Annotated in this window: 26 protein-coding genes; 5 read left to right on the top strand and 21 right to left on the bottom strand. The window is 37.6% G+C overall.

What is annotated here, in order from left to right; all coding sequences use genetic code 11:
• Positions 1 to 51 precede the first annotated feature (51 nt).
• The gene (locus J2Y03_RS01565) at positions 52 to 750 is read left to right on the top strand and encodes a Crp/Fnr family transcriptional regulator (RefSeq protein WP_310190070.1); all 699 of its coding nucleotides are present in this window, start codon (positions 52 to 54) and stop codon (positions 748 to 750) included.
• Between the two features lie 30 nt (positions 751 to 780).
• On the opposite strand, the gene hcp is transcribed toward J2Y03_RS01565, so the two are convergent.
• Positions 781 to 2079: a hydroxylamine reductase gene (hcp, locus tag J2Y03_RS01560; protein ID WP_310190069.1), complete on the bottom strand. Its 1299-nt coding sequence runs from the start codon at positions 2077 to 2079 to the stop codon at positions 781 to 783.
• Between the two features lie 192 nt (positions 2080 to 2271).
• On the opposite strand from hcp, the gene J2Y03_RS01555 reads away from it, so the two are divergent.
• The gene (locus J2Y03_RS01555) at positions 2272 to 2751 is read left to right on the top strand and encodes an Hsp20/alpha crystallin family protein (RefSeq protein WP_310190067.1); all 480 of its coding nucleotides are present in this window, start codon (positions 2272 to 2274) and stop codon (positions 2749 to 2751) included.
• 65 nt (positions 2752 to 2816) lie between these two features.
• Here J2Y03_RS01555 and J2Y03_RS01550 read toward each other — a convergent pair whose 3' ends face one another.
• Positions 2817 to 3380 carry a YppG family protein gene (locus J2Y03_RS01550; protein ID WP_310190066.1) on the bottom strand — a complete coding sequence of 188 codons (564 nt, stop codon included), beginning with the start codon at positions 3378 to 3380 and terminating at the stop codon, positions 2817 to 2819.
• A 187-nt stretch (positions 3381 to 3567) separates the two neighbouring features.
• Here J2Y03_RS01550 and yppF point away from each other — a divergent pair, with 187 nt between their 5' ends.
• A complete protein-coding gene (gene yppF / locus J2Y03_RS01545) occupies positions 3568 to 3777 on the top strand; it encodes a YppF family protein (protein ID WP_132089431.1) in 210 nt (69 codons plus the stop codon).
• 55 nt (positions 3778 to 3832) lie between these two features.
• Here yppF and J2Y03_RS01540 read toward each other — a convergent pair whose 3' ends face one another.
• From J2Y03_RS01540 to J2Y03_RS01530, 3 genes are all read right to left on the bottom strand, one after another.
• The gene (locus tag J2Y03_RS01540) at positions 3833 to 4189 is read right to left on the bottom strand and encodes a DUF1798 family protein (RefSeq protein WP_310190064.1); all 357 of its coding nucleotides are present in this window, start codon (positions 4187 to 4189) and stop codon (positions 3833 to 3835) included.
• 89 nt (positions 4190 to 4278) lie between these two features.
• On the bottom strand, positions 4279 to 4548 hold the full coding sequence (locus J2Y03_RS01535) for a hypothetical protein (RefSeq protein WP_310191290.1): 270 nt from the start codon (positions 4546 to 4548) through the stop codon (positions 4279 to 4281).
• Between the two features lie 341 nt (positions 4549 to 4889).
• Positions 4890 to 5870 carry a DUF2515 family protein gene (locus J2Y03_RS01530; RefSeq protein WP_310190062.1) on the bottom strand — a complete coding sequence of 327 codons (981 nt, stop codon included), beginning with the start codon at positions 5868 to 5870 and terminating at the stop codon, positions 4890 to 4892.
• Between the two features lie 176 nt (positions 5871 to 6046).
• Here J2Y03_RS01530 and recU point away from each other — a divergent pair, with 176 nt between their 5' ends.
• Both recU and J2Y03_RS01520 read left to right on the top strand, forming a co-directional pair.
• A complete protein-coding gene (recU, locus tag J2Y03_RS01525; protein ID WP_310190060.1) occupies positions 6047 to 6658 on the top strand; it encodes a Holliday junction resolvase RecU in 612 nt (203 codons plus the stop codon).
• A gap of 39 nt (positions 6659 to 6697) precedes the next feature.
• Entirely contained in the window at positions 6698 to 9217 is a 2520-nt protein-coding gene (locus J2Y03_RS01520; RefSeq protein ID WP_310190059.1) for a PBP1A family penicillin-binding protein, read from the top strand.
• A 14-nt stretch (positions 9218 to 9231) separates the two neighbouring features.
• On the opposite strand, the gene J2Y03_RS01515 is transcribed toward J2Y03_RS01520, so the two are convergent.
• From J2Y03_RS01515 to mgsA, 16 genes are all read right to left on the bottom strand, one after another.
• Positions 9232 to 9648: a YpoC family protein gene (locus J2Y03_RS01515; RefSeq protein WP_310190058.1), complete on the bottom strand. Its 417-nt coding sequence runs from the start codon at positions 9646 to 9648 to the stop codon at positions 9232 to 9234.
• Positions 9641 to 10303 (bottom strand): endonuclease III, encoded by a 663-nt coding sequence (nth, locus tag J2Y03_RS01510; protein WP_310190056.1) that lies wholly within the window; start codon positions 10301 to 10303, stop codon positions 9641 to 9643. Before nth ends, J2Y03_RS01515 begins: the two co-directional genes overlap by 8 nt.
• Positions 10304 to 10389: 86 nt before the next feature.
• Positions 10390 to 11094: a DnaD domain-containing protein gene (locus J2Y03_RS01505; protein WP_132089455.1), complete on the bottom strand. Its 705-nt coding sequence runs from the start codon at positions 11092 to 11094 to the stop codon at positions 10390 to 10392.
• A 127-nt stretch (positions 11095 to 11221) separates the two neighbouring features.
• Entirely contained in the window at positions 11222 to 12415 is a 1194-nt protein-coding gene (locus tag J2Y03_RS01500) for a pyridoxal phosphate-dependent aminotransferase (protein WP_310190054.1), read from the bottom strand.
• 25 nt (positions 12416 to 12440) lie between these two features.
• Positions 12441 to 12914: a cell wall elongation regulator TseB-like domain-containing protein gene (locus J2Y03_RS01495; RefSeq protein WP_310190052.1), complete on the bottom strand. Its 474-nt coding sequence runs from the start codon at positions 12912 to 12914 to the stop codon at positions 12441 to 12443.
• A gap of 14 nt (positions 12915 to 12928) precedes the next feature.
• Positions 12929 to 13099 (bottom strand): YpmA family protein, encoded by a 171-nt coding sequence (locus J2Y03_RS01490; protein WP_132089461.1) that lies wholly within the window; start codon positions 13097 to 13099, stop codon positions 12929 to 12931.
• Positions 13100 to 13133: 34 nt separating this feature from the next.
• Positions 13134 to 13988, bottom strand: coding sequence for a ComEC/Rec2 family competence protein (locus tag J2Y03_RS01485; RefSeq protein ID WP_310190050.1), 855 nt, complete (start codon positions 13986 to 13988; stop codon positions 13134 to 13136).
• 46 nt (positions 13989 to 14034) lie between these two features.
• On the bottom strand, positions 14035 to 16842 hold the full coding sequence (dinG, locus tag J2Y03_RS01480; RefSeq protein ID WP_310190049.1) for an ATP-dependent DNA helicase DinG: 2808 nt from the start codon (positions 16840 to 16842) through the stop codon (positions 14035 to 14037).
• Between the two features lie 129 nt (positions 16843 to 16971).
• Positions 16972 to 17355 (bottom strand): aspartate 1-decarboxylase, encoded by a 384-nt coding sequence (gene panD, locus J2Y03_RS01475; protein WP_310190048.1) that lies wholly within the window; start codon positions 17353 to 17355, stop codon positions 16972 to 16974.
• Positions 17355 to 18224, bottom strand: coding sequence for a pantoate--beta-alanine ligase (gene panC / locus J2Y03_RS01470; protein WP_310190045.1), 870 nt, complete (start codon positions 18222 to 18224; stop codon positions 17355 to 17357). The genes panD and panC overlap by 1 nt, the downstream gene beginning before the upstream one ends.
• Complete coding sequence (gene panB, locus J2Y03_RS01465) at positions 18221 to 19057, bottom strand: 3-methyl-2-oxobutanoate hydroxymethyltransferase (protein WP_310190043.1); 837 nt, start codon at positions 19055 to 19057, stop codon at positions 18221 to 18223. Before panB ends, panC begins: the two co-directional genes overlap by 4 nt.
• A 449-nt stretch (positions 19058 to 19506) precedes the next feature.
• Positions 19507 to 20484 carry a biotin--[acetyl-CoA-carboxylase] ligase gene (locus tag J2Y03_RS01460; protein WP_310190041.1) on the bottom strand — a complete coding sequence of 326 codons (978 nt, stop codon included), beginning with the start codon at positions 20482 to 20484 and terminating at the stop codon, positions 19507 to 19509.
• Positions 20469 to 21668: a CCA tRNA nucleotidyltransferase gene (locus J2Y03_RS01455; protein ID WP_310190039.1), complete on the bottom strand. Its 1200-nt coding sequence runs from the start codon at positions 21666 to 21668 to the stop codon at positions 20469 to 20471. Before J2Y03_RS01455 ends, J2Y03_RS01460 begins: the two co-directional genes overlap by 16 nt.
• Positions 21669 to 21868: 200 nt before the next feature.
• Complete coding sequence (gene bshA, locus J2Y03_RS01450) at positions 21869 to 22996, bottom strand: N-acetyl-alpha-D-glucosaminyl L-malate synthase BshA (RefSeq protein ID WP_310190037.1); 1128 nt, start codon at positions 22994 to 22996, stop codon at positions 21869 to 21871.
• Positions 22997 to 22998: 2 nt separating this feature from the next.
• Positions 22999 to 23709 carry a bacillithiol biosynthesis deacetylase BshB1 gene (bshB1, locus tag J2Y03_RS01445; RefSeq protein ID WP_310191287.1) on the bottom strand — a complete coding sequence of 237 codons (711 nt, stop codon included), beginning with the start codon at positions 23707 to 23709 and terminating at the stop codon, positions 22999 to 23001.
• Complete coding sequence (mgsA, locus tag J2Y03_RS01440; protein ID WP_310190035.1) at positions 23699 to 24118, bottom strand: methylglyoxal synthase; 420 nt, start codon at positions 24116 to 24118, stop codon at positions 23699 to 23701. Before mgsA ends, bshB1 begins: the two co-directional genes overlap by 11 nt.

Raw genomic sequence — 24118 nt, 5'->3', positions numbered from 1 at the left:
TTGTCTGTTACAATAGTATAAGATATTTTATTACGTCTGTGGAGGTGGAGTATGAGGATTGAAGAAATTAAGAGAGTGCTATCTGAATTCATGCTTTTTAAAGAATTAGATAACTATGAATTAACAAAGATTGCCAATATTTCCATTGCGAGAGAATGGAAAAAGCAAAGTTATGTTTTTCTTCAAGGTGATCCGTTGGAAAATGTTTATTTCATTTATGACGGAAAAATCAAAGTGTACAAAAGTGATATCCATGGAAAAGAACAGATTGTCGCCATCATGAAAAAAGGTGAAATGTTTCCTCATGTAGGCTTTTTTAGAAAAGGCGATTACCCTGCTTACGCTGAAGTTCTCGAACCATCAACACTTATCGCAGTCCCTATTTTGAAATTTGAAAGTGTGCTCATTGAGTACCCAGAGCTTTGTATTAAGGTATTTAAGGTATTAGGTGAGAAGATAGTGGATTTACAAAATCGTCTAGAAGAACAAATCCTTAATAATACATATGAGCAAATTATTAAACTGATCATTCGCCTTGCTCAAAAACATGGTAAGGCATTAGAGGATGGAACAATCCAATTGAAATCAGAATTTACCAACCGAGATCTCGCCAGTATGATTGGGACCACTAGGGAAACAATTAGCAGAACGCTGACAAAAATGAAAAAAGATGAACTGATTGAAGTCGATGATCACGGGGATATGATCGTAGATATTGAAATCCTCATGGAGGAAATTAATTTAATTTAAAAGACCGCAGCCTTTTCTGCGGTCTTTTCACTATGATTTTGAAAGCTGGAGCATGTCTGCCATGTCTTCTTGTGCAGTACTGATTAACTTTAAGTTAAATGTTTCTTGGAGAACCTTTAAAACACCTTCCGATATGAATTCAGGCGGCTTTGGTCCAATACGAATATCTTGGATCCCTAAGCTGAATAGTCCTAAAAGGATCGCCACTGCTTTTTGCTCAAACCAAGATAAGACGATACTTACAGGAAGTTCATTGATTTCGCAGCCAAATGCATCGGCTAGCGCCATCGCAATCTTAACTGTAGAGCCTGAGTTATTACATTGACCTAAGTCAATATAACGTGGGATATTTGTTCCAGGCACGACACCATAGTCAACATCGTTAAAGCGGAATTTACCACATGATGTTGTTAAAATAACCGTTTCCTGTGGGAGTGAGGTTGCTAGCTCACGATAATAGTCCCCGCCTTCACCAGGAGCGTCACAGCCCGCAATAACAAAGAAGCGTTTAATTTTGCCTGCTTTCACAGCCTCAATGACTTCAGGTGCTAAGCCAAGAACCGTTTCATGGTGGAAACCTGTAAGTAAGGTTTCATCTGAATGGATATCCGCTTCTGGCAGCTCTAGTGCTCTCTCAATTAATGGTGAAAAATCATCATTGGTAATTTTTTGTACATTCTCTAGACCTGCTACTTCATAACTGAACATTCTATCGGCATATGTACCTTTAATGGGCATTACACAGTTTGTTGTGGCTAAAATCGCTCCAGGGAATTTTTCAAAAAGGCGGCGCTGGTCATACCATGCCTTGCCGATATTTCCCTTTAAGTGTGCATATTTTTTTAATGCTGGGTACCCATGAGCAGGCAGCATTTCGGAATGTGTATAAATGTTAATACCCTTTCCTTCTGTTTGCTTGAGCAGTTCTTCGAGTGCGAACAAGTTATGACCAGAGACAACAATAGATTTTCCTTCTATTTTGTTCTGACTTACTCGGATTGGCCCAGGTATGCCAAGACGCTTCGTATGGGCTTCATCAAGCATCTCCATCACGCGAACAGTAGCCTGACCCACTTTCATCGCCATTTCGATATGTTCTTGAACGTTGAAATTGGAATTCGTTAGTGTCATATAAAGTGCTTCTTGTGTAGTGGTATCTACAAAAGAATCCGTATAGCCTAATTGATTGGCATGAGTTCTGTAGGCAGCAATTCCTTTCAAACCGTAGATAATGGTATCCTGCAAGCTTGAAATTGTCTCATCTTTCCCACATACACCCACCACAGTACATCCTCCAGCAGGGGTTTGTTCACATTGATTACAGAACATATATCTTCCTCGCTTTCCTCAATTTACGGTTTAAGAATACAAATTCTTGTAAAATTTTCATGTGACATTTCTCACAATTAATAGAGTTGTAATAAAAGGTTCATAACTTTATCTCAATCTTATGTCAGGGCACAATCAGCAGCTATTGGCATATGATATGGTGAGAAATTTTGAAAAGAGGAGGAACTCATGATGTCATCTATGCCCCCTGGTGATCAAGATAACCAAAAAAAGGTTAAACCTGAGCATTTTCGAGACTTTATTAGAACGATGAATGACTTTGTTCATGAAAAACCGGTAAAAGGATTTCTACAATCTATTGACGAATTTTTTAATAGCCCGTTTCCTGGTGTGGCTTTTCCAGTCCAAGTACGGGAAACCGAAGATGAATACATTATTTCCGCAGAGCTGCCGGGTGTTAAAAAGGAGCAAATACTTCTAAATATTTTACCTAATCAAGTGAGCATTTCCGTCGATAATAAAGAGATTGAAACAAAAGAAGATCTTAACAACCACCTTTTTCAAAAAAGAGTTTCCCAACAAAGGTTATCTCGAACGATTCCATTACCTGTGGTAATTAATGATAAAATGGTTAAAGCCTCTTATCGGGATGGCTTACTAAATATACGAATTCCAATCATAAAGGGAAAAACAATAAATATTGAGGATTGACGGAACCGAAAAAGTTTTCGACAAAATTCCAATAAGAAAGACGGCTTTTGGCCGTCTTCTCCTTTTTATGTCTTAAATATACCTCCGAGACCTTTGACCAAAGAGGATACTTGAGTTACAGCATTTACCATTTGCCCTGCCGTATTTACCATCTTGTTTACATCCACTGTCCCATCTTGTGATTTAAATGAATTCATAATTGATTGAATTCCCCCAGGCTGCTTCAGCATACCATTTGGCTTTGGATACGGGTTCATTACAGGGTAGTCATTCATTTGCTGCATATATGGATTTGGTGCCATTTGCTCCTTGGGCTGCAATGGATTTTCAAAGAGAAATTGCGCATCTTTAGGAGGATACTGACCGGTTTGATTAGCTACCTGCTGAGGTATTCCTACAGGCTGATAGGCTGATTGATATGGTTGATAGGACTGTGGATAAGTTTGCTGATAGTAAGTGTTTTGTTGTTGATATGGATGCCATTCCATTCCTTGAACAGCTTGGTATGGATATGGCTGATTACGAGGAGACGGGTGAAAATTCGCTGGATCATATATCGGTCTCCTGTAATTCATTTGCCCTAAGTATTCATGATTTATAAAATGATTTGATCTATTTTTACCAAACATGGGCAAACATCTCCTCCCCCGTTTTCATTACTACACTTTATGTTTAGAAGGGGAGATGGGTGCATATGGTCAAACAGATTTCAATGTCAAAATGCGGGGAATTTTGTCTAAAGTTTAAATATTTTAAAAACTAGGAATCCTTTTTTTTCATGGTACTATTAAAAAAATGATGAAGGAGGAATTACATATGGTCATACGCTCACTTAAAAGCAAATTTAATCAAAGTCGGGAATACAACACAGATGATGTTAATACGCTTTTGGATTTTGCTAAGAAGGCTTATATTCACAACGAGATTGACATTAAAGAATACCGTCTCCTTGTGCGCGAGCTTGAAGCTCAGGGCGCTATGATTCCTGACGATTTTATTGAAGACTCCCTCATCGAAAATGCCTAAAAGGATACAATACAACTAGACAAGTACCCAAAGAGATGCAGAAATGCGTCTCTTTTTATTTTTCAAGTTCTTTTATCACTTCCAATAGAAAAAATTCAACTGTCCGATTTGCATTTAAAAATCTTGAACGGCTTGTTTTCGGAAAAAATGCCTGTATGGATAATTGTTCGATATGTTCTGTTGTAGTATCGATTTGTTTAGGATGAAGATGCTTCTGCGGATTGTTTACTAGCCAATTCTGCATTAAGGCACTCCATTCCACCGATACACTCTTTACCTCATTTGCAAATGGCTTAATAATCTCATGAAAATCATGGGTAATCCCTTTCTCACGAGCGTCCTCGTAATATTTTACAAATAAATGGTTATAGTTTATTAGTTTTTTTGTTAACTGGAGAATTTTTTCGGACATCGCCATTAATTCCTTTCTATTTCTGCAAAATAAAAAGCAGCTTTTTTTATAAAGCTACTCAATGTTTTCTGTCCCTATTCTATCTGTAATTAAAAGCCCATTTCAAGTTTTAGAGCTCTTGCAATGGAGCTAGTCTGTTCTGTCGCTTCGTCTGATGTTGGATTTATCCTATCTAATTCTTTTTCAAGTTTATGAAGTTTTTGTACGGGTGCAGTTAATTTTATTATTTCCTCATGATTCATTTGAATGCGAAGGTCTGAGAAAGATGTTTCTAAAACAATCTCCAATTCTTCTAATTGATCATATATTTCTGTCAGCATAGAAAGCAGCTTTTCCTTTTCTGGCAATGACGAGTTCATCAAATTTAGAACCTCCTCGCTTTTTCTTACTAAGTACTATTCTCTTTCTTTTTTAGGCTTCCTTCCCCTCTGACAAAACTAGAAGCGATTCGCCAAAGAAAGTGGCAATCTGGCATTTATTACCTTTACTTTCGACACTATCTCAATTTCGCATGAAAAATGAAAAATCGAACAAGCTAAAAATGGAGGTGTTGATAATGCCAAAAAAGAAACAAAACAAAAAATCCGGAACAACACAAGTAGAAAATAAAGTTGGCTATGGTGATAAGAAGCTCGAAGGACCAAATCGTCCTGCAGAGTAATGAAGAAGTGCGCAAAAGCAAGGCAATTTGCCTTGCTTTTTATATTTTCTTTATGTGTGCTGACTTTTGTAAGGCAAGAATTAATTCAAGTTGGTTTGATTTTTCAAAGTACCAATCGGTTAAGTGAATGGGATGGCGGTGTCTTGCTGGAAAATGAAGCCATAGAGGGGAAATCATCCGCGTCTTACTCCAATCCTCATATTGAAAATGATTGTGCTGAATAACGGGAAAAGTTGCTCTTAATAACGGTGTTTTACGACTAGTTTCTGTCTTAAAATATTGTTCATAATCATTGCGAGATCCAGTATGTGGGGTTTTATCGGCAAACTCGAAGAAAAAAGGGAATAAACGTGGGTGCGTAAGTATTCTTGAAAGCCTTTTTCCAAGATTAATTCGTTTAGAAAGTGACTTAAAGCCATTTACACTCGCTCCATATAATTCTCCCCCACATGTAGGAAATAAGACACAGCTAAAATGAAGCCAATCTTGAACATTAAAAATCCACGACTCAAAAACCCTCTTTTTATACACGGGATGTTGGATTACTGGTCTATGAATAACATTTTGCTCATTAATAATTAAAGCCGTAGTGAGCCGTTCATGATTTCCTTCTCTCCAGTACCTCTCCCACTCTTTTTGTATAAATTCAGAACATTTAAAGTATGGAAGGAGATGAAACATTGGACGCTTTATTTTCGTCGAATATTGGTAGACCAGTAATTGAGGGTAAACATCATGGAAGATTAACCAATTGGCACGTTCAAAGGTAAGGAATAGATCTTTCCTTGTTTTAGGCTCTAAAATTTCTCGAAAGACATGGCCTTCCAGATCACACATGTTCCAGCCACCATTCCTTGAAACCATACTGGCAAGGAAAGACCAAATAATATCAGGGTTCCTTTTAAAATAAGAGAAATATGCATCAGTCCTTGAAATATTGTCAAGATTCTTTTTATCGGTTTCACCCTTAATTTGACTGATGGTCTCAATCTCAGGTATTGTAAGATGATTCATATTCATCAACAACTTTCACAATAGGTAGTTTTAGAGAATTGATTTTTATGAAAAAAGAATCATGCTTTTTCTTGAGAGTCAAGGTACATTATTTTTATTAGCGTGTGTTTACTTAAAAATTTTATACACCCGATTGCTGCAGAGATTTGTTATGATAAGTAATAGCTTGAGAGGTGCTTGTCATGAACTTTAATTACCCAAACGGAAAAAGGTACATTCCAAAAGTTAGCGAAACAGAATTCAAAGGAAAGAAACAGAGTAATCCATCCTATAGTAATAGAGGTATGACACTAGAAGATGATTTGAATGATACGAATGAATACTACCGAGAGAGAAATATTGCTGTTATCCATAAAAAACCTACACCCGTTCAAATTGTCAAGGTCGATTACCCGAAAAGAAGTGCTGCAGTAATAAAAGAGGCATACTTTAAACAAGCTTCAACGACCGACTATAATGGGGTATATAAAGGGAAATATATCGATTTTGAGGCGAAGGAAACAATTAATACTACTTCGTTTCCATTGAAGAATTTCCATCAACACCAAATTGATCATATGCAGGAAGTAGTTTCTCATGGTGGAATTTGTTTTGTTATTCTTCGGTTTTCAAAGCAGGAACAAGTATATTTTCTCCAAGCAACTCACTTGTTATTCTTTTGGGAAAGAATGAAAAATGGGGGAAGAAAATCAATTACCAAAGAAGAAATTGAGCAAAATGCAGATTTTATTCCGCTTGGATTTCGACCTAGAATTGATTATATTAAAATAATAGATACTCTTTTTCATTTATAAAATGAAATTGGTTGTTGTATGAAAGGAAGGAATTTTATTATGGCAGGAGAATTTCAATCAAGAGAAGAGCGCCGTAAGAAACTCCAACAGTCCAAAGGAAAAAAGCAAGCGAAGAAAAAACCTAGTGGTATCGTTAAGAAGATTTTTCTATCCCTTGTGGTACTTGGCATTATTGGTATTTTGGCTGGCGTTGGAACTTTTGCTTTTTTAGTAAAGGATACCCCTAAACTTGATCCGAAATTATTAAAGGACCCTATCTCTTCTAAGGTTTTAGATAAAGATGGTGAGTTGATTTCTGAGGTCGGGTCAGAAAACCGGGAGTATGTAAATTATAAGGATATACCCAAACAAGTTGAAAATGCAGTACTAGCAGTGGAGGATGCCCGTTTTTATAAACACCATGGGCTGGACCCCATCCGCTTAGCTGGTGCCGTGGTTGCCAATTTCCGTGAAGGATTTGGTTCTGAAGGGGCAAGTACGATTACGCAGCAGGTCATAAAAAATTCATTTTTAACTCCTGAAAAAACCTTGAAACGTAAAGTTCAGGAAGCATGGATGGCCTATCAGCTTGAACAAAAATATACAAAACACCAAATCCTTGAAATGTATATTAATAAAGTCTTTGTATCGGAAAATAGTCATGGACTGGCAACGGCTGCAAAAGTTTATTATAATAAATCATTAAATGAATTAACCCTTCCAGAAGCAGCACAAATAGCTGGAATGCCGCAAAGTCCAAATAATTATAACCCATTTGACCATCCGGACTTAGCAGAAAAAAGACGTAATATTGTTTTAACTTTAATGGAGCAGCATGGATACATTTCAAAAGAAGATATGGATGCAGCAAAAAGTGTACCTGTTACAGCCTCATTAGTTAAAGAAGAGGAACGTGAAAGAGACGAAAAACCTTATGATGCCTTTGTCGATGCCGTCATTGATGAAGTAGAGAAACAAGGTGATTTTGATATTTTTTCAGACGGGTTAACGATTCATACAACCCTCGATAGAAACGCTCAGTTGCATGTGAATACGATTCTAAATACCGATGAAGTGATTAAATACCCAGATGCTGAATTTCAAGCAGGAGTCGCTCTCATTGATACAAAAACAGGTGAAATCCGTGCCATTGGCGGCGGACGGAACCAAGAAGTCAAGCGAGGCTTCAACTATGCAATCGATACAAAACGACAGCCTGGTTCAACGATCAAACCTGTACTTGATTATGGTCCAGCCATTGAATATCTCAATTGGGGTACCTATCAGACTATTGATGATAAACCAATAAAGTATTCAACAGGTCAAGAGTTTGGCAACTGGAATGATAAGTATATGGGCCCAATCTCCATGCGTACAGCTATACAGCTTTCAAAAAATACAACCGCAGTTCAAGCACTTCAGCAGGTTGGTTTAGAAAGGGCTAAAGAATTTGCCATTAACTTAGGAATTCCACTTAAGGAAATTTTTGAATCATACGCGATTGGCGGCTTTAGGGTTGGAGTTTCTCCGCTCCAAATGGCTGGCGCTTTTAGTGCATTTGGAAATAACGGAATGTATACACAACCCTATGCGGTGAAAAAAATTGAGCTTAGAGATGGTACTGTCCTTGACACAGCACCAGAAACAAAGCCTGTTATGAAAGATTCAACTGCATTCATGATCACAGATATGCTAAAAAGTGTTATGGTTTCCCCTGGTACTGGAACGACAGCAAAAGTTCCTGGACTGCCAATTGCAGGAAAAACAGGTACAACGAACTATACAACAGAAGATATGAAAAAGTGGAACATCAAAAGTGATAAGGTAGTTCCTGATGCATGGATAGCAGGGTACACAACCAACTATACTGCAGCTGTTTGGACGGGTTATTCTAGTATAAAGACTCCTATTCAAGCAGGTGCTGATCAAAAAATTGCACAATTAATCTTTAAAAACCTCATGGAATATGTATCAAAGGATATTAAAACAGCTGATTTTCCTGTTCCAGACAGTGTTCAGAAGGTTAGGATTGAAAAAGGCTCTATGCCGCCAGCACTTGCAAGTGAGTTTACACCTGATAGTGAGGTTATTACAGAGTATGCAGTGAAAGGTCATGCACCAAAATCAGTGTCGGTGAAATATAACAAGATTGATGCTCCTGGTAATCCACAGGCAATTTATGATCCAGGAAAAAATGTAGTGACACTGACATGGGATTATAACAATCCAGGTAATGCTCAGGCTCAATTCGAGATTACAGTCACTGATGGTGTGGCACCAAAAACAGATATAATTTCAGAAAAAGTAGTCACACTTCAGAATCCAACACCTGGTGCAAAGTATAGCATTACAATCGTTGCAATTATCAATGAAAAGAGAAGTGACCCTGCAACAACCGCAGTAGACATACCTTTACCACAACAAGAAGAAGAGGGTGAAGGTAATGGTAATGGTACAAGTAATGGCGACGGTGATGGTGGTATAGTTCCTGGAATCCCGACCCCTGGAGACGGAACCGGAACCGGAAATGACAACGGTACAGGTAATGGGAATGGTAATGGTGGAAGAGGAAATCCATAAGCATAAAGAAGCGTCTAACCATTTTGGCTTAGACGCTTTTTTACGATATTTTTTTTTGCATATAGTTTTTCTTGCTCCACCATCAACTCAGTGAGCTGGCGATATGAATGAAATAAGGTTGGTCTGCTAATGATAAAACCTAATCTTTCTTCAAGATTAACTGGTTTCATTTCTATAAAGTCAATTGGCTCAAGTTCTTTAAGGTTAGCCTGGCTATCATTGGATAAATATAAAAAGAGGATGAACAATCCAATTCCTTTTTTCATCCCTTGAAGCGTCGTTTTTTGCTCTCGATTACGATAAAGGATTTCCAGTTCACCTTTTACTTGACCCCATTCAGCTAGAAGATGTGAAATAGCTTCATCTGGATTTTCTATCTGTGTAGCTAATTCCATTTCCTCTAGAAAAGGGACGAAGATTTGTTTATCCATTCACTACTTCCTTCCCTTTCATTCTCTTTTTACCTTCTCTGCACAGCTCCAATAAAGGACAGCTTGGGCATTGTGGGTTTTGAGCTTTACAATGATATCTCCCAAAGAAAATCAATCTGTGGTGGGTCACAGACCACTCTTCCTTTGGTACCTTTTTCATCAGAGTTTTTTCAACCTCCAACACAGAATCCTTCCAGCGGCATATTCCCAGTCGCTTACTTACTCTCTCTACATGTGTGTCTACCGCAATTGCAGGAATGTTAAATGCCACAGACACGACAACGTTTGCCGTTTTTCTGCCAACACCTGGAAGTTTCGTTAATTCGTCCCGATCATTAGGTACTTCCCCATCATATTCATCCAGTAATAAACGGCATAAATTCTGAATATTTTTAGCTTTATTCCTGAAGAGTCCAATCGAGCGAATATCATTTTGCAGTTCTTCCAGAGGTACACGTAAATAATCCTCTGGGGATTTGTATTTTTCAAATAATTTCTTAGTAACCTTATTGACGAGGACATCGGTACATTGTGCGGACAATGCAACTGCAATGACTAGCTCAAAAGGATTTGAATGTGTTAATTCACAATGAGCCTCAGGAAACATCTCACCCATTTGATCTAGACAATATCGAATTTGCGTATTGTTTAACAAAGAAATCTCACCTGCCTGTTGTATTAATACTTTTTGGTGTACAAAGAGAAACAAACGAGAGAAATTTTCCTCTCGTTTACTAGGTTTTATTGCTCAAGCCAATTATAAAATGGTACTGAATTTGCTGTAGAGCCTTGAGAGTCTTGAGCTGGTCGATTTTGTGTTTGCTTTTGGCGAAACTTTCGACCATGATTTTTTGCCTGTTCAATTGTCTTTATACCATTCTTTTTCCATTCAAAAAGAATCCTATCAATATAGCGAAAATTTAACTTCCCCGACATGACTGATTCTCGCAATGCTGCCTTTATGATAATAGGATCATGGTGATCATCATCCATCCACATCGCCAATGATTCACATTCAAATGGGGATAATGGACGTCCAAATTCCTTCTCAAAGCATGTATAAAGATCACTTTCGTCAGCCTTCTTAGTAACTTCTTGAGTATTTTTATTTTTAATCAAAAACCGGTCTACAAGCCGCTCCCATAATGGTTCAACAGAGTATTTCTCAAACCTGATACCCTCTGATGAGTATTCGTCTATTATAGCTATAAACCCTTTTTGGATTAATTTTCGCAGCAGCTCATTACATTCGGAAACAGTAATTGTCATTCGTGAGGAGAGCTCTTCTGGGGTTGGGAAGTTATTTCCTTTCTCTATAAAAGTAATAATATTTAATATAAGAACAAGTTCATGTTCATTTAGATTCATATTACGGTACTCAGAAAATAATACAGCAGGAACCGTTAGATTACCTTCCTGAAGCCAGGATAATATATTTGTTTTCATCTTTTACGACACCTCTTGATTAGTATAACATGAACAACCCGTCTGAGTAAGAGGGATGGATTATCCAGATATTATAAGGAAAAGAAAAAGCCTGCTTTAGCAGACTTTCCTTTGGAAATCCAATATTTTAAGCTTGACGTTTACTCTCAACGAAATTTTTGATTCTAGCTACTGCTTCTTCTAATTGATTTAGAGAAGTAGCATAAGAAAGACGGATATTATCTGGTGTACCAAACCCCGAGCCCGGAATTACGGCTACCTTTGCTTCTACTAGCAGTGCTTCAACAAACGCGTCAACATTTGGATAGCCTGTTATTTCTGCAGCACCCTTTGCATTTGGATATAAATAAAACGCACCTTGAGGCTTTACACAAGTAAAACCTGGTATCGAAACTAATTTATCATAAATTACTTCTAAGCGATGTTCAAATGCCTGACGCATTTCTTCTACAGGCTCTTGAGGGCCGTTATAGGCCGCAATCGAGGCATATTGAGCAGTTGTTGTTGGGTTAGAAGTGCTATGACTAGCAAGGTTTGTCATCGCCTCTATTATCGCTCTATTTCCAGCGGCATATCCGATGCGCCAGCCTGTCATAGAGTGTGATTTAGAAACTCCATTTATAACGATTGTCTGCTCCTTTAACTCAGGTGATAGCTGTGCAATCGATACATGCTTATGATCACCATATATGAGCTTTTCATATATCTCATCTGATACGATTAAAATGTTTTTTTCTAGGCATAATTTTCCTAATTCCTGCAGTTCTTCCGCAGTATAAATAATACCTGTAGGATTACTTGGCGAATTAATGATAATCGCTTTTGTTTTTTCAGTAATCACCGTTTCTAATTGTTGAGGAGTAACCTTAAATTGCTGCGACTCCAATCCATCTACATAAACCGGTACCCCTCCGGCTAATTTTACTTGTTCTGGGTAGCTTACCCAATAAGGTGTTGGGATAATAACCTCATCACCTTCATTTAAGAGCACTTGAAATAAAGTATAGAGAGCATGTTTTGCCCCATTGGCAACAATAATTTCATTTAGTTTATAGGATAGACCTTGATCTCTCTCAAACTTTTCGATAATTGCCTTTTTTAAAGCTGGTAAGCCCGCAGAAGGAGTATACTTTGTATGACCTTCATTCATCGACCGGGCTGCAGCGTCTAGGATATGCTGAGGAGTGTTATAATCGGGTTCACCTGCACCTAGACCAATTACATCTACCCCTTGCTCCTTTAATTCTTTTGCTTTTGCTGTAATGGCTAATGTTGTTGAAGGTGTAAGTGCCATTACCCTGTTTGCTAAATTGATTGCCATTCCTATTTCCTCCCACTAAATCAAGCTATAAATTTTCAATTTTTTTTAGCCACTCACCTGTTTTAAAGTCTACATAATAATAATTTATTAAATTATTTTCAGAACGGTAATGAATTTCCCATAATGGGATATTATTTTCCATTCCTAATCTAACAGACATAATTTTTTTTGGGTTTTTTTCATCCATAAGCCTTTTAATAGCTTCCTCTTTGGATAATCCATTTTTTCGTTTATCAACCATGACTTTTTTGCTCTTCTCGGGAATCCATACGATGATATTCTCACCTTTATTATTTTTCCCTTCTAAGACACTAACGGTCTCTGTACCATGATAGATATGGAAATCCTCTACTTCACTTAGATTGACCTTCTCTTTTGCCAAGGATACTGCTTTTTCTTCCGCAGCAGCTAGAGGCTCCTGAGCACTTACATATACTTTAATAAAAACCCCCACACAAACAACTATAAATAGTACAAGAATTAATATTATTTTTTTCATTTTACTCCACTTTTCTATGTACGATAGATGGTAAATATCGCTTTGCTTTGATCTTCTCGATCAAGCGCCAATCCAAACATTAGATCCTTTTGCTTCAATGTTCGATTTAGGGCATCTACAATTTTGTATAAGTCCGGACTATGCTGAAGTTTTACAGTGGAGAGGACTTCGACTTTTGATTCCATTCTACTCCTCCTTTATCTCTCTAAAGCAATAATATCAGCTATAGTCTTCCTTTTCTACTGGAAAAGTGAATACCTCATAATTATTTTCTGTAAATTTTATTGTGATGTTGCCATGTTTCTTGGTAAAAAAAACTTCTGACCATGTATCTTGCAACTCATAAATGATATCGGGGTCAGGTTGATGTTGTTCTGATTCAAAAAGAATCGATATTTGCGGGTTAACGTATTGAATCAATTTCTCAGATAACGAATCTTCCATGGCCCAGTTTGGTACCTTAAAAATATTGATATCGTCTAGATTTTTCTTTAATAAATTCTCTTCCGCACGATCACTAGATGAGGTCATAAGAAACAGACGATGCTTAAAAAATTGTAACCTAAAATCTAACCCTTCATCTTCACCGTTTCCTGCAAAAAGAACATCTGCAGACAAATCAGGCAGAAGGATTTGTGCAGTACCCTCTTTCCAAGGTACCACTACAACTTCGGTAAAGGCAGCCGCCATATCTGTTAATTCGTTTGCTATTTCAGGTGTTGAAATTAATTGCTTTACATTGTATTTTGATATGATTGGTGAAAGTTGATTTACAAAAAGATTTTGGCGGTTCGTAATAACAAGTGTTGAAATTTCTTTAACACCATATGTTTTAAGCATATCTCGTAATTCTTCACTTGTTTCTTCACCACCCATATTAACCAATATATTTTCTCCATTTGAGCCTTGGATTAGGGTGGCTTCTCCGTCACTTAAACCCAAAAAAGTGACAGCAATCTCATGATCCCTCAAATTCAAGTCAATACTCTCGACATTTCCATACTCAATTGAAGAGGCACTTCCAAACGAAGTCAATTGAAAAAAGATTGCTGTCATTAATAATAACACTCTCATACACATACCCCCTTATGATTAGGATGTGTAATTTTTCCAAATTTCATTATAACCATTTGTAAATTATTTCAACTAACTCGTCAATATTCCCCTTTTTCATGGGTACGGATGGAATGGATTGCAGAAAAGCCTTCCCATATTTTGTAGTAATAATCCTTTTATCAAAAACCATCATAATCCCTCGGTCGTTTTCCGTGCGAATAAGGCGGCCAAAGCCCTGTTTAAATCTGAGGATTGCTTCAGGTAAAGAATACTCCGTAAAAGCATTTCCACCCTTTTGTTTAATTATTTGACACTTAGCCTCTGTCAGCGGTTCATCAGGCGGACTAAATGGCAATCGGACAATAACCAAACAGGATAAATCCTCCCCGGGGATATCTACTCCCTCCCAAAAGCTGCTTGTGCCTAACAAAATGGCTTTATCATACCTTTGGAAATTCCTCGTCAGCCTCGAGCGGCTGCCGCTGGTAATCCCTTGAGCAATCATGGCATAGTCATCTAAAAAACCACTTTCTTTAATTAGCTCATATGTTTTCTTTAACATGTCATGAGCCGTAAAGAGAATCAGCATTCTCCCCTTGGTTGCCTCAGCGATCGTTATGATATGCTCCGTTATTGCAATGACATAATCTTCTAGACTGGTTGAATTAACCTCAGGCAAATCTTCTGGGATTAATAGCTGCACCTGATTTTTATAATCAAAAGGTGAGGTGATGGTCATTGTTAGTGTAGTGTCTTTAGAAAGCCCTATCTCTTTTATCATGTAGTCAAATGAATGATTGACAGTAAGGGTAGCAGAAGTTAGGACAACGCCTTTTTTAAGGCTAAAGAATCTTTCCCGTAAACCAGCTTCAACAAATGCAGGCTGAGCATAAAAGGTTGTGACATTCTGTTGTGAGCGAAAGTCAATTTCAATCCATTTAACATCATTTGATTCCTTAATAAAACAATCTTGAACGGTATTTCTCAACTCTGCTAAATCGTTATTAAAGGAAATGATTTCCTCTAATTTTCCTTTTTGCTTACTTGATAATGATTCCTTATTTATCTTTATTAACTCTAAACGTTCGGTTATAGCATCATGTAAATCTTTCAAAAGGAAGGCAAATCTTTCAGCGCTGTGTACGAGCGCAATTTTTTCTTTTCCACCCTTGTCCCGTGAAAAACGTACTTTCGCTCTATTTAATCCAAGCCTTTGAGCAGTATTTGATTTTGCATAAAGAGCAGTCAGCTTAAAAAATTCGTCCATTTCATAGGAAAGGTCTGCCGCTAATTGATTTATTTTTATGTTTTTAGTTAAATCTCCTTTGTTAGCTTTTAGTTCATCAAGGATTAATTCTAGTTCATAAAAAAGTAGTCTTTGTTCAGATTGACCAAACTGACTTAAGAGCAATCGAGTTGTTAAGTAATCTAATGAACGCCCAAAATATTGACTTGCAACCTTTTCAAAATGATGCCCTTCGTCGATGATGGCATAATCAAAGTCTGGCAAAAAGGATTTTTCGGCCGATAGATTACTTAATAACAATGAATGATTGGTAATAATTATATCTGCATTTTGTGCCTCGTTTTTTGCCCGCAAATAAAAATCCTTCTCTTGCCAAAGCCTATTTATTGGAAAGACAGATTGTTCGTTCCTAATCTTATTCCAGAATAAATTTCCACCGCTTGAGAGATTCAACTCGTCTCTATCTCCGGTTTCAGTTTCGGTCAGCCATACAAGAATCTGCATTTTTGTTAATGTGGTATCATAATTATCGTTTTCCTCGAGTAAGGAAAGCGCAAATTTCTCTAAACTTATATAATGATTTCTTCCTTTTAACAAAACGGTCTTTACTCCAAAAGGAAGGATCTTTGCTAATAAAGGGATTTCATTATGAATGATTTGTTCCTGTAGTTGAACGGTATGTGTACTTACCACAACTGGGAGCGAGTTCTGTTTAGCAAAATAAGCAACTGGCAGCAGATACCCAAGAGATTTCCCTACACCCGTTCCAGCTTCAATGAGTGTATGCATTCCTGACTTAAATGCTTGATAGACCCCATCCATCATTTGAAATTGACCGATTCTTTTTTCATAGGCAGTAAAGCCTTTTGTAACCAACTCTATTTTATCTTCTTCACCGATTGGATATTTAAAATCAACCTGATACGGCTTGCTTGTTGACTTGGAATTACTTGGCGATTTTTTCAAAGCAAGCATGTTACATATCTCAAGCGATTCTTGCCAACTCTCATTACTCTGGTCTAATTCTAATATGATTTCATCCATTAATTGTTGTAAATCGCTTTTTAGCCCTCCTGAAGCTTGAGAAAGCTGACGGAGAGTCAATTCAGGTAATTGAGATAAACGCTTCACAAGTATAAGAAAAAGCTCTGCTGTCACCTGGGCATCACTATCTGCTTGATGTGGTCGATCATGCTGCAAGTCCTCACGTATTGCTAGGTCAGTTAGCTTATAGCCATCTGCAGTCGGAAAGATGATTCTTGCCATTTCTACTGTATCAAGAACCGACCCGTAAAAGCCTTCAAATCCTGCTTGAATTAATTCTTCCTGTAAAAATGACAAATCAAATAATACATTATGAGCTACGAAATAAGCACCTTCTAATAAAGCGTTCACCCTGGGGGCTATTTCTGCAAATAATGGAGCGTCCTTTACCATCTCATCCTTTAAGCCTGTCAATTCCTCGATAAAAGCTGGGATTGATTTTTCAGGATTGATCAGAGATGAGAAGCTTTCCGTGATTATCCCGTCTTCAATGACTACAGCGGCAAATTGGATTATTTTATCCCCTTTTTTAGGGTTATTTCCTGTAGTTTCTAAATCTACTACAACAAATTTATTTAACATTTTACATAACACCTCAAACCTTCATTAAAACGGTATCACAAAAAAGGTAAAAGAAAAAGAAAACCTTAATCTACAGTATACAAAATTAACACAAAAAAAGAAAAAATCCCCGTTATGAACGGGAATTTTCTACATAATCGTTAATGCTGGTTCTGCACTTATAAGTTCTTTTATCCTGTTATCTTCCCCCATAATCGCCACTTTAGGCTTATGGCTGTGGACTTTCTCTTCGGATACCAAGCAATATGAAATAATAATAACAATATCACCTTTTTGAACAAGTCGTGCGGCAGCTCCATTTAAGCAAACGACACCACTGCCTCTTTCACCCGGAATAATATAGGTTTCCAGTCGTGCGCCATTATTATTATTGACGATTTGAACCTTTTCATTTGCAACCATTCCCACAGCATCAAGTAAATCTTCATCAATTGTAATACTACCAACATAATTTAGATTTGCTTCTGTTACAGTTGCACGATGGATTTTCCCATTCATCATGTGACGAAACATTATTTTTCTCCTCCAATTTCCAGACCAACTTCTAAGATGATATTATCTATTAACCGAACCTTAGAAAATTTTACAGCCAGTGCAATGATACAGGTACCATCTAAATTCTCCAATGGTTTTAACTGAGGATAAGAATAGATTTCAACATAATCAACTTCCCCATTGGTCTGGGAGGTAATAATATCAGTTACTAACGTCTTTATGGAGTTTGGATCCCGAACTCCTTTCCCAATCTCCGTTTTAGCAGCTGTTAAGCTTTTAAAAATGGTGCTTGCTTGAGCCCTCTCTTCCAGCAGAAGATTGACATTACGAGAACTTTTCGCAAGACCATCTTCTTCACGAACGATATCTACAGGGATTAATTCAATAGGGAAATTAAAATCGGAAATTAATCCTTCTACTACAGCCACTTGCTGCGCATCCTTTTTCCCAAAATAGGCTCTTGTTGGCATAACAATATTAAATAGCTTTGTTAAGACGGTAGCAACACCATCAAAATGTCCCGGTCTCGATTTTCCGCATAAAACATCGGTACGCTCTTGAACGATAACCCTTACTGATGAAGGCTGTGGATACATTTCTTCCACACCAGGATAAAACAGGATGTCTACTCCTTCACATTCAGCCAGTGATTGGTCTCTATTAATGTCTCTAGGGTACGTTGAAAAATCTTCAGACGGACCAAATTGCAGTGGATTTACGAAAATACTTAATACAACAAGATCATTTTCTTGTCTAGCTTTTTTTAATAAGGTTAAATGGCCTTCATGTAAAAATCCCATTGTTGGCACAAATCCAATTGTTTTGGATTGGGATTTAAGATTTTTTATTTCAGTTTGCATCTCATGTATTTTGGTAATGACTCTCATTTTAATCCTCCGTAGAGTCCGCTTAGCTCACGTTCTTTCATGGTAAAGGAATGCTTATCGTCAGGAAACTGTTCCATTTTTACTTCCTTCACATAAGCTTGGATAGATTCAACAATAAACGGATTTAAGGAGTAATATTGTTTTACGAACTTCGGTACTCGCTCTACACCATAACCTAAAATATCATGATAGACTAATACTTGCCCATCCACATCAACCCCTGCCCCAATACCGATAACAGGAATAGATACGTTTTTAGAGACTTCATCTGCAAGCTGTTTAGGTACACATTCAAGCACAAGGGCGAATGCCCCGGCCTCTTCACATTTCTTTGCGTCTTCCAATAATTTAATTGCGTCTTTAGCTTCTTTTCCTTGAACTTTATAACCGCCTAATACGCCAACGGATTGAGGTGTAAGCCCAAGATGCCCACAAACTGGAATTCCTGCCTTTGTAAGTGCTGAGATTTGTTCAAGTACTTCATCTGCACCCTCCAGCTTAACAGCATGAGCACCTGTTTCCTGAATCAATCTGCCTGCATTTAGTAAGGTATCCCTAATTGAAAGATGATAGGTAAGAAATGGCATATCAACAACGATATACGTCTCCTTAGCTCCTCGCTTTACTGCTTTTGCATGATGAATCATATCCTCTAAAGTCACTGGAACTGTGGAATCATATCCAAGGACAACCATCCCAAGAGAGTCTCCAACTAAAATGACATCCACTCCAGCCTGCTCTGCCTGCTTTGCAGATGGATAATCGTACGCTGTGAGCATGACGATTTTTTCATTATCTTTTTTCATTTTCAAGAAATCTGTACTTTGCTTCATCAATATTCCCTCCTTGTTAGTAGGAAGAGAGGGGAAAAGAGCAAATAAAAAGACCCATCTGAAGGCAGAGGATCTTGGTACTCTTTTACGTGTTCTATCCCTCTGTCCCGGTCCGCTATACGGATCTAGGCAGAAACCATTTTAAGTTGTAAAAATCAGTTTCAGGTGCAGCTCTCAAGGATACCGCCCATTATTTGAATTATAAGAAAAAACTGAATAAATCGCAAGATATTCTTTTGATTATGCTTTTTTCATATACTATGTTGCTTTTTGAAACAAAATTTAATGTTTGTACTAAAGTTTCCACAGAAAATAGAAAATATTTTATTAAAAAAGAGCCTGCAAACTAAATTCAAAAGCGCAAATTACCTATTTCCACGTTAAAATCGGCTTTAAGATTTTAACAACACTCTTTATGAAAACAGCCTTTGATTAAAACATGCAATATTTTAAAGCTCTATATCTGCCGAATAGACATGGTGTATTTTGCCATGATCGTCCTCAATCATTAACACTCCATCATCTGTTATCCCTAGTGCTTTACCGATAATGGATTGTGTGAGTGTACGGGCTGTAATCTTCTTGCCAATACTTATCGCATAGCTTTCCCATAGAAGCTTAATAGGAAGGAAGCCCTCTTCTAAATAAAGTAAATACAATTTTTCTAGATTTGTAAAGATACCTTTTATTAAGTCAGCTCGAGATACCGTCTCGCCTTTTTCAAGCAGGAGTGAGGTAGCTATTTGCTCTAGGTCGCTTGGAAAGTCTTCTTTTGTTTGATTAACATTTATGCCAATACCAATGATGATTGAATTAATCCGGTCCGATTCTGCTTCGAGCTCAGTAAGTATACCTGTTACCTTTTTTCCTTTAATTAGGATATCGTTTGGCCATTTTATTTCTGGAAGTAAACCAGTAAGTTCCTCAATTGCCTGAACAATTGCCACTGCTGTTAATAGTGTTAATTGTGGAGCTTTTGGCAGTGAGATATTAGGTCTAAGGATGATACTCATCCAAATACCAGTATACTTAGGGGAATGCCACCTGCGGGCCATTCTTCCACGGCCAGATACCTGTTCTTCGGCAATGATTACTGTTCCTTCAGGAGCATCGTCATATGCTAACCGGTGCGCAATTTTTTGGGTAGAATCTACAGTTTCCTCATAGTGCAAATTTTTACCAATGAATTTAGTCGTTAATCCGAGTCTCAATTCATCAGCTGTTATTTTTTCAGGTGTTTTCACAATCCGATAGCCTTTCCGGCGCACTGCCTCTAATTCAAAACCTTCTTTTCGAAGCTCCCCTATATGCTTCCACACGGCTGTCCTTGAGCAGCCAATTAACTCCGCAATATGCTGCCCTGATAAATAGGCCCCATCAGCTTTTGTAAAGGCATCAAGTAAGTCCTTCCTTAGTTGTGATTGCATTCTGTGAGCCACTCCTTTATATTTTTCTTATTATTGACCAGGCTTCCAGCTAAAATAGCTTGCTCAACCTTAAGAAGCAGTTCTTTTACCCATGGTCCGCCGCTTTTGTTAAACCATTCCATTAAATCATTACCCGTTACATCCATTTCTGAACGCGCTTTTATCGGAAGACCTTCATATATTTGTATATAATGCTGTATGGAATCATTAGACTCAAAACCATTTATTACAAGATAGAGAACCTCCGCAGATAGGAAAATTTCCTGCGTAGCTTCATACAAATCATATGAAGACCAGTTAACTTCGAATCTCTTATTTAAGTAGTGCATAATAAGTTGAATCTCCCTAATTTCCTTTAATGGCATTCTCCAGCCTCTGAGAAACTCCTCTATTTCCTTATTTTTGAGTTTCAGACAATATACAAGCAATGCCCACATTTCCCGGGTAGTTAATCGGTCAAACTTGTACTCTAATATTAACTTAAGGCTTTCCTCCTGGTTTGATAAACCTGGTAAATAGAGATAAATTTTGGTTTGAAGAATAAGTTGTAATGCTTGTTTTCGATTATCACCAGAAAGTAATTTATCGAACTCCGATTGTTTTCGTTCAATTGCAATCTTACCAAGCAAATGCACTAAATCTTCCAAAGCAGTAAGTGTTTCTTCTTCAATCCGGAAAGACAACTGACTAACAAAACGAACCGCTCTCATCATTCTAAGAGCATCCTCTTGAAAACGATCTGTTGCTTTTCCGACTGTTTGAATAACTTGATTCTTTATTGAAAGTTCTCCATGAAAGGGGTCAATTAGATTTCCGTCTTTATCCATTGCAATTGCATTCATAGTAAAATCCCTACGTTGCAAATCCTCCTTCAGGCTCCTAATAAATGACACTGCTTTCGGCCTGCGATAGTCCTCGTATTCAGCTTCCGTACGGAAGGTAGTAATTTCATACGATTGATTTTGATATAAAACGAGAACGGTTCCGTGCTCAATACCAACATCTACGGTTTTTGAAAAGATTTGCTTTACTTCCTCGGGGGTTGCAGAAGTTGCAATATCAATGTCGTTTATTTCTTTTTTCAGAAGGAAATCCCTGACTGCCCCACCTACAAAATAAGCCTCATAACCTGCAGATTCTAACTTTGTTAAAACTGGTACAGCTGCTAAAAAAGGCTCTTTCATATTTATCATCCTTTATATAGGCTCTTTTCTTAAACTTTGTTGCTTTTTGGAACAAAATATAATGATTATGCTAGTTTCCGCAGAAAATAGAATAAATTAAAAAGAAAAGAGCCTACAAACTAAATTCTAAAGCGCAAAATAACTATTTCCACGTTAAAATCGGCTTTAAGATTTTAACAACATTCTTTTCAAAAACATCCTTAGTTTAAGAGCTTATAGTATAACTGCTCATATTGACCGACAATTTGTTCGGCTCTAAATTTTTCATTTACAACCAAGACTCCATTATTAGCAAATTCTTGATGAAGTTGTTGATTACTTAATAGCAAGATTGCTTTTGAAGAAATATCTGCAATATCACCTAATTCACATATGTACCCAGTCTCACCATGCTGAATCACTTCAGGCATTCCACCAACATTCGTACCGATACATGGAACACCACAAGCCATTGCCTCAAGAGCCACCAGTCCAAAGCTTTCTTTTTCTGATAATAAAAGCTTCAAATCACTGATTGAGTATAACTCCTCAAGGTTTTCTTGTTTTCCGAGGAAGTGAACTTTGTCTGTTAAGCCTAGCTTCTTAACCAGTCTGCACACAGGTGTCATTTCGGGGCCATCGCCTACCAGCAAAAGTTTAGCCGGCATTGTTTCAGAAATTCTCGCGAAGGTTTTTACAACATCCTGAACTCGTTTAACTGGTCGGAAATTCGAAACATGGATAACAACCTTTTCATCTTCTTTAATCCCGAATTCTTTCTTTAAATGGTTGGCGTCTCGTTTTTGATAAATTCTTTGATCAATAAAGTTATATACTGTTTCAATTTGTTTATCTGGCTGAATAAGTTCGTGAGTTTGCTCAATTAAAGACCTGGAAACAGCCGTTACTACGTCAGATTTTTCAATTCCGAATTTAATTGCCTCCGTTAGGGATGGATCGTACCCAAGGACTGTTATATCTGTCCCATGAAGAGTGGTGACAATCTTTACATCTACCTTACTCATTTGTTTGGCCAATATCGCGCAAACAGCATGAGGAATCGCATAATGAACATGGAGAATGTCCAGTTTCTCTCTGTTAGCAACCTCTGCCATTTTACTAGCTAAAGCAATGTCATAAGGTGGAAATTGAAAAACTGAGTATTGATTGACTTCAACCTGATGATAATAAATATTATGATAAATTCTATTCAGTCTAAAAGGAATACTAGATGAGATAAAATGGATCTCATGTCCTTTCTCTGCCAGCATTTTACCTAATTCCGTCGCTACCACACCTGAGCCACCAACTGTAGGGTAGCAGGTAATTCCAATTTTAAGTTTCCTCATTCTTAATCTCCCATCAAATCACAATTCAAAAGGATTGGTACTTTTGATTTAAAACCTTCTGCAAAATTAACACCAACTTGTTGACCGAATAATCTTTCCCTTGCCTCAACGGTTTCGATATACCCATTTACAAGCGGAGTTTCGACGCTAGTATCTGTTTGTTCAAATTGGCTTTTGTAAGCTCTCAAGGCTGCAATTTTATTTTCCATATAAGCTGAGATATCGATTGTGAAATCGGGCTTATGGAAACCATTTATCATATAGAAATATACTCTTGAAACCTTGTGGGGTTTTTGGGAATTCTCCGTTTGGTATTTTCTTATGCCCGCGGAAAAGACCGCCTCTTCGACAAGGCGGGCGCAGTTTCCATGATCAGGATGGCGATCTTCAAAGTAGGGAGCAAAGACAATTTGAGGTTGGTACCTTCTAATTACTGATGCAATCCTCCTGATGAATTCCTCCTGGAGAAGGAGTCCTCTATCCGGAAATCCGAGTGACAGCCTTTCGGTGACTCCTAATAGTTCTGCAGCCTTATTCGCTTCCTTTTTTCTTATCTCAATGGTCCCATTTGAAGAAAGTTGCGCTTCGGTTAAATCACAAATACCTACCCTTTTTCCACTTGTTGTCCATTTTGCGATACTGCCTCCCATGCCGATTTCCACATCATCAGCATGGGCACCAAAAGCTAAAATATGTAAGGGCTTATCCTTCATCACTTTCACCGTTCTCGTGGACAATATTTCTCCATTCTAGGAAGCCCTCATCTAGGCCTCTTATCAACAATTCCGCAGTCCCCATGTTAGTAGCAAGGGGAATAGAATATACATCACAAAGGCGAACGAGTGCTGTTACATCAGGTTCATGCGGCTGTGCTGTTAGCGGGTCGCGGAAAAAGAAAATAGCATCCATCTTATTTTTTGCAATCATCGCACCGATTTGTTGATCTCCACCTAAAGGACCTGATTGAAATCTGGTAATGGGTAATCCAGTTGCTTCTTGGATTCTCTGCCCTGTTGTACCCGTTGCAAAAAGAGCATGCTTTGAAAAAATAGTTTGATATGCTGTTGCAAATTGAACAAGGTCATTCTTTTTATTATCATGTGCGATTAAGGCTATATTCAT

Origin of the sequence: Neobacillus niacini, assembly GCF_031457145.1 — a bacterium.
Classification (GTDB): Bacteria; Bacillota; Bacilli; order Bacillales; family Cytobacillaceae; genus Neobacillus; species Neobacillus niacini_J.
The sequence above is the reverse complement of the archived record's forward strand: the minus strand, read 5'-3'. Positions and strand labels throughout refer to the sequence as shown.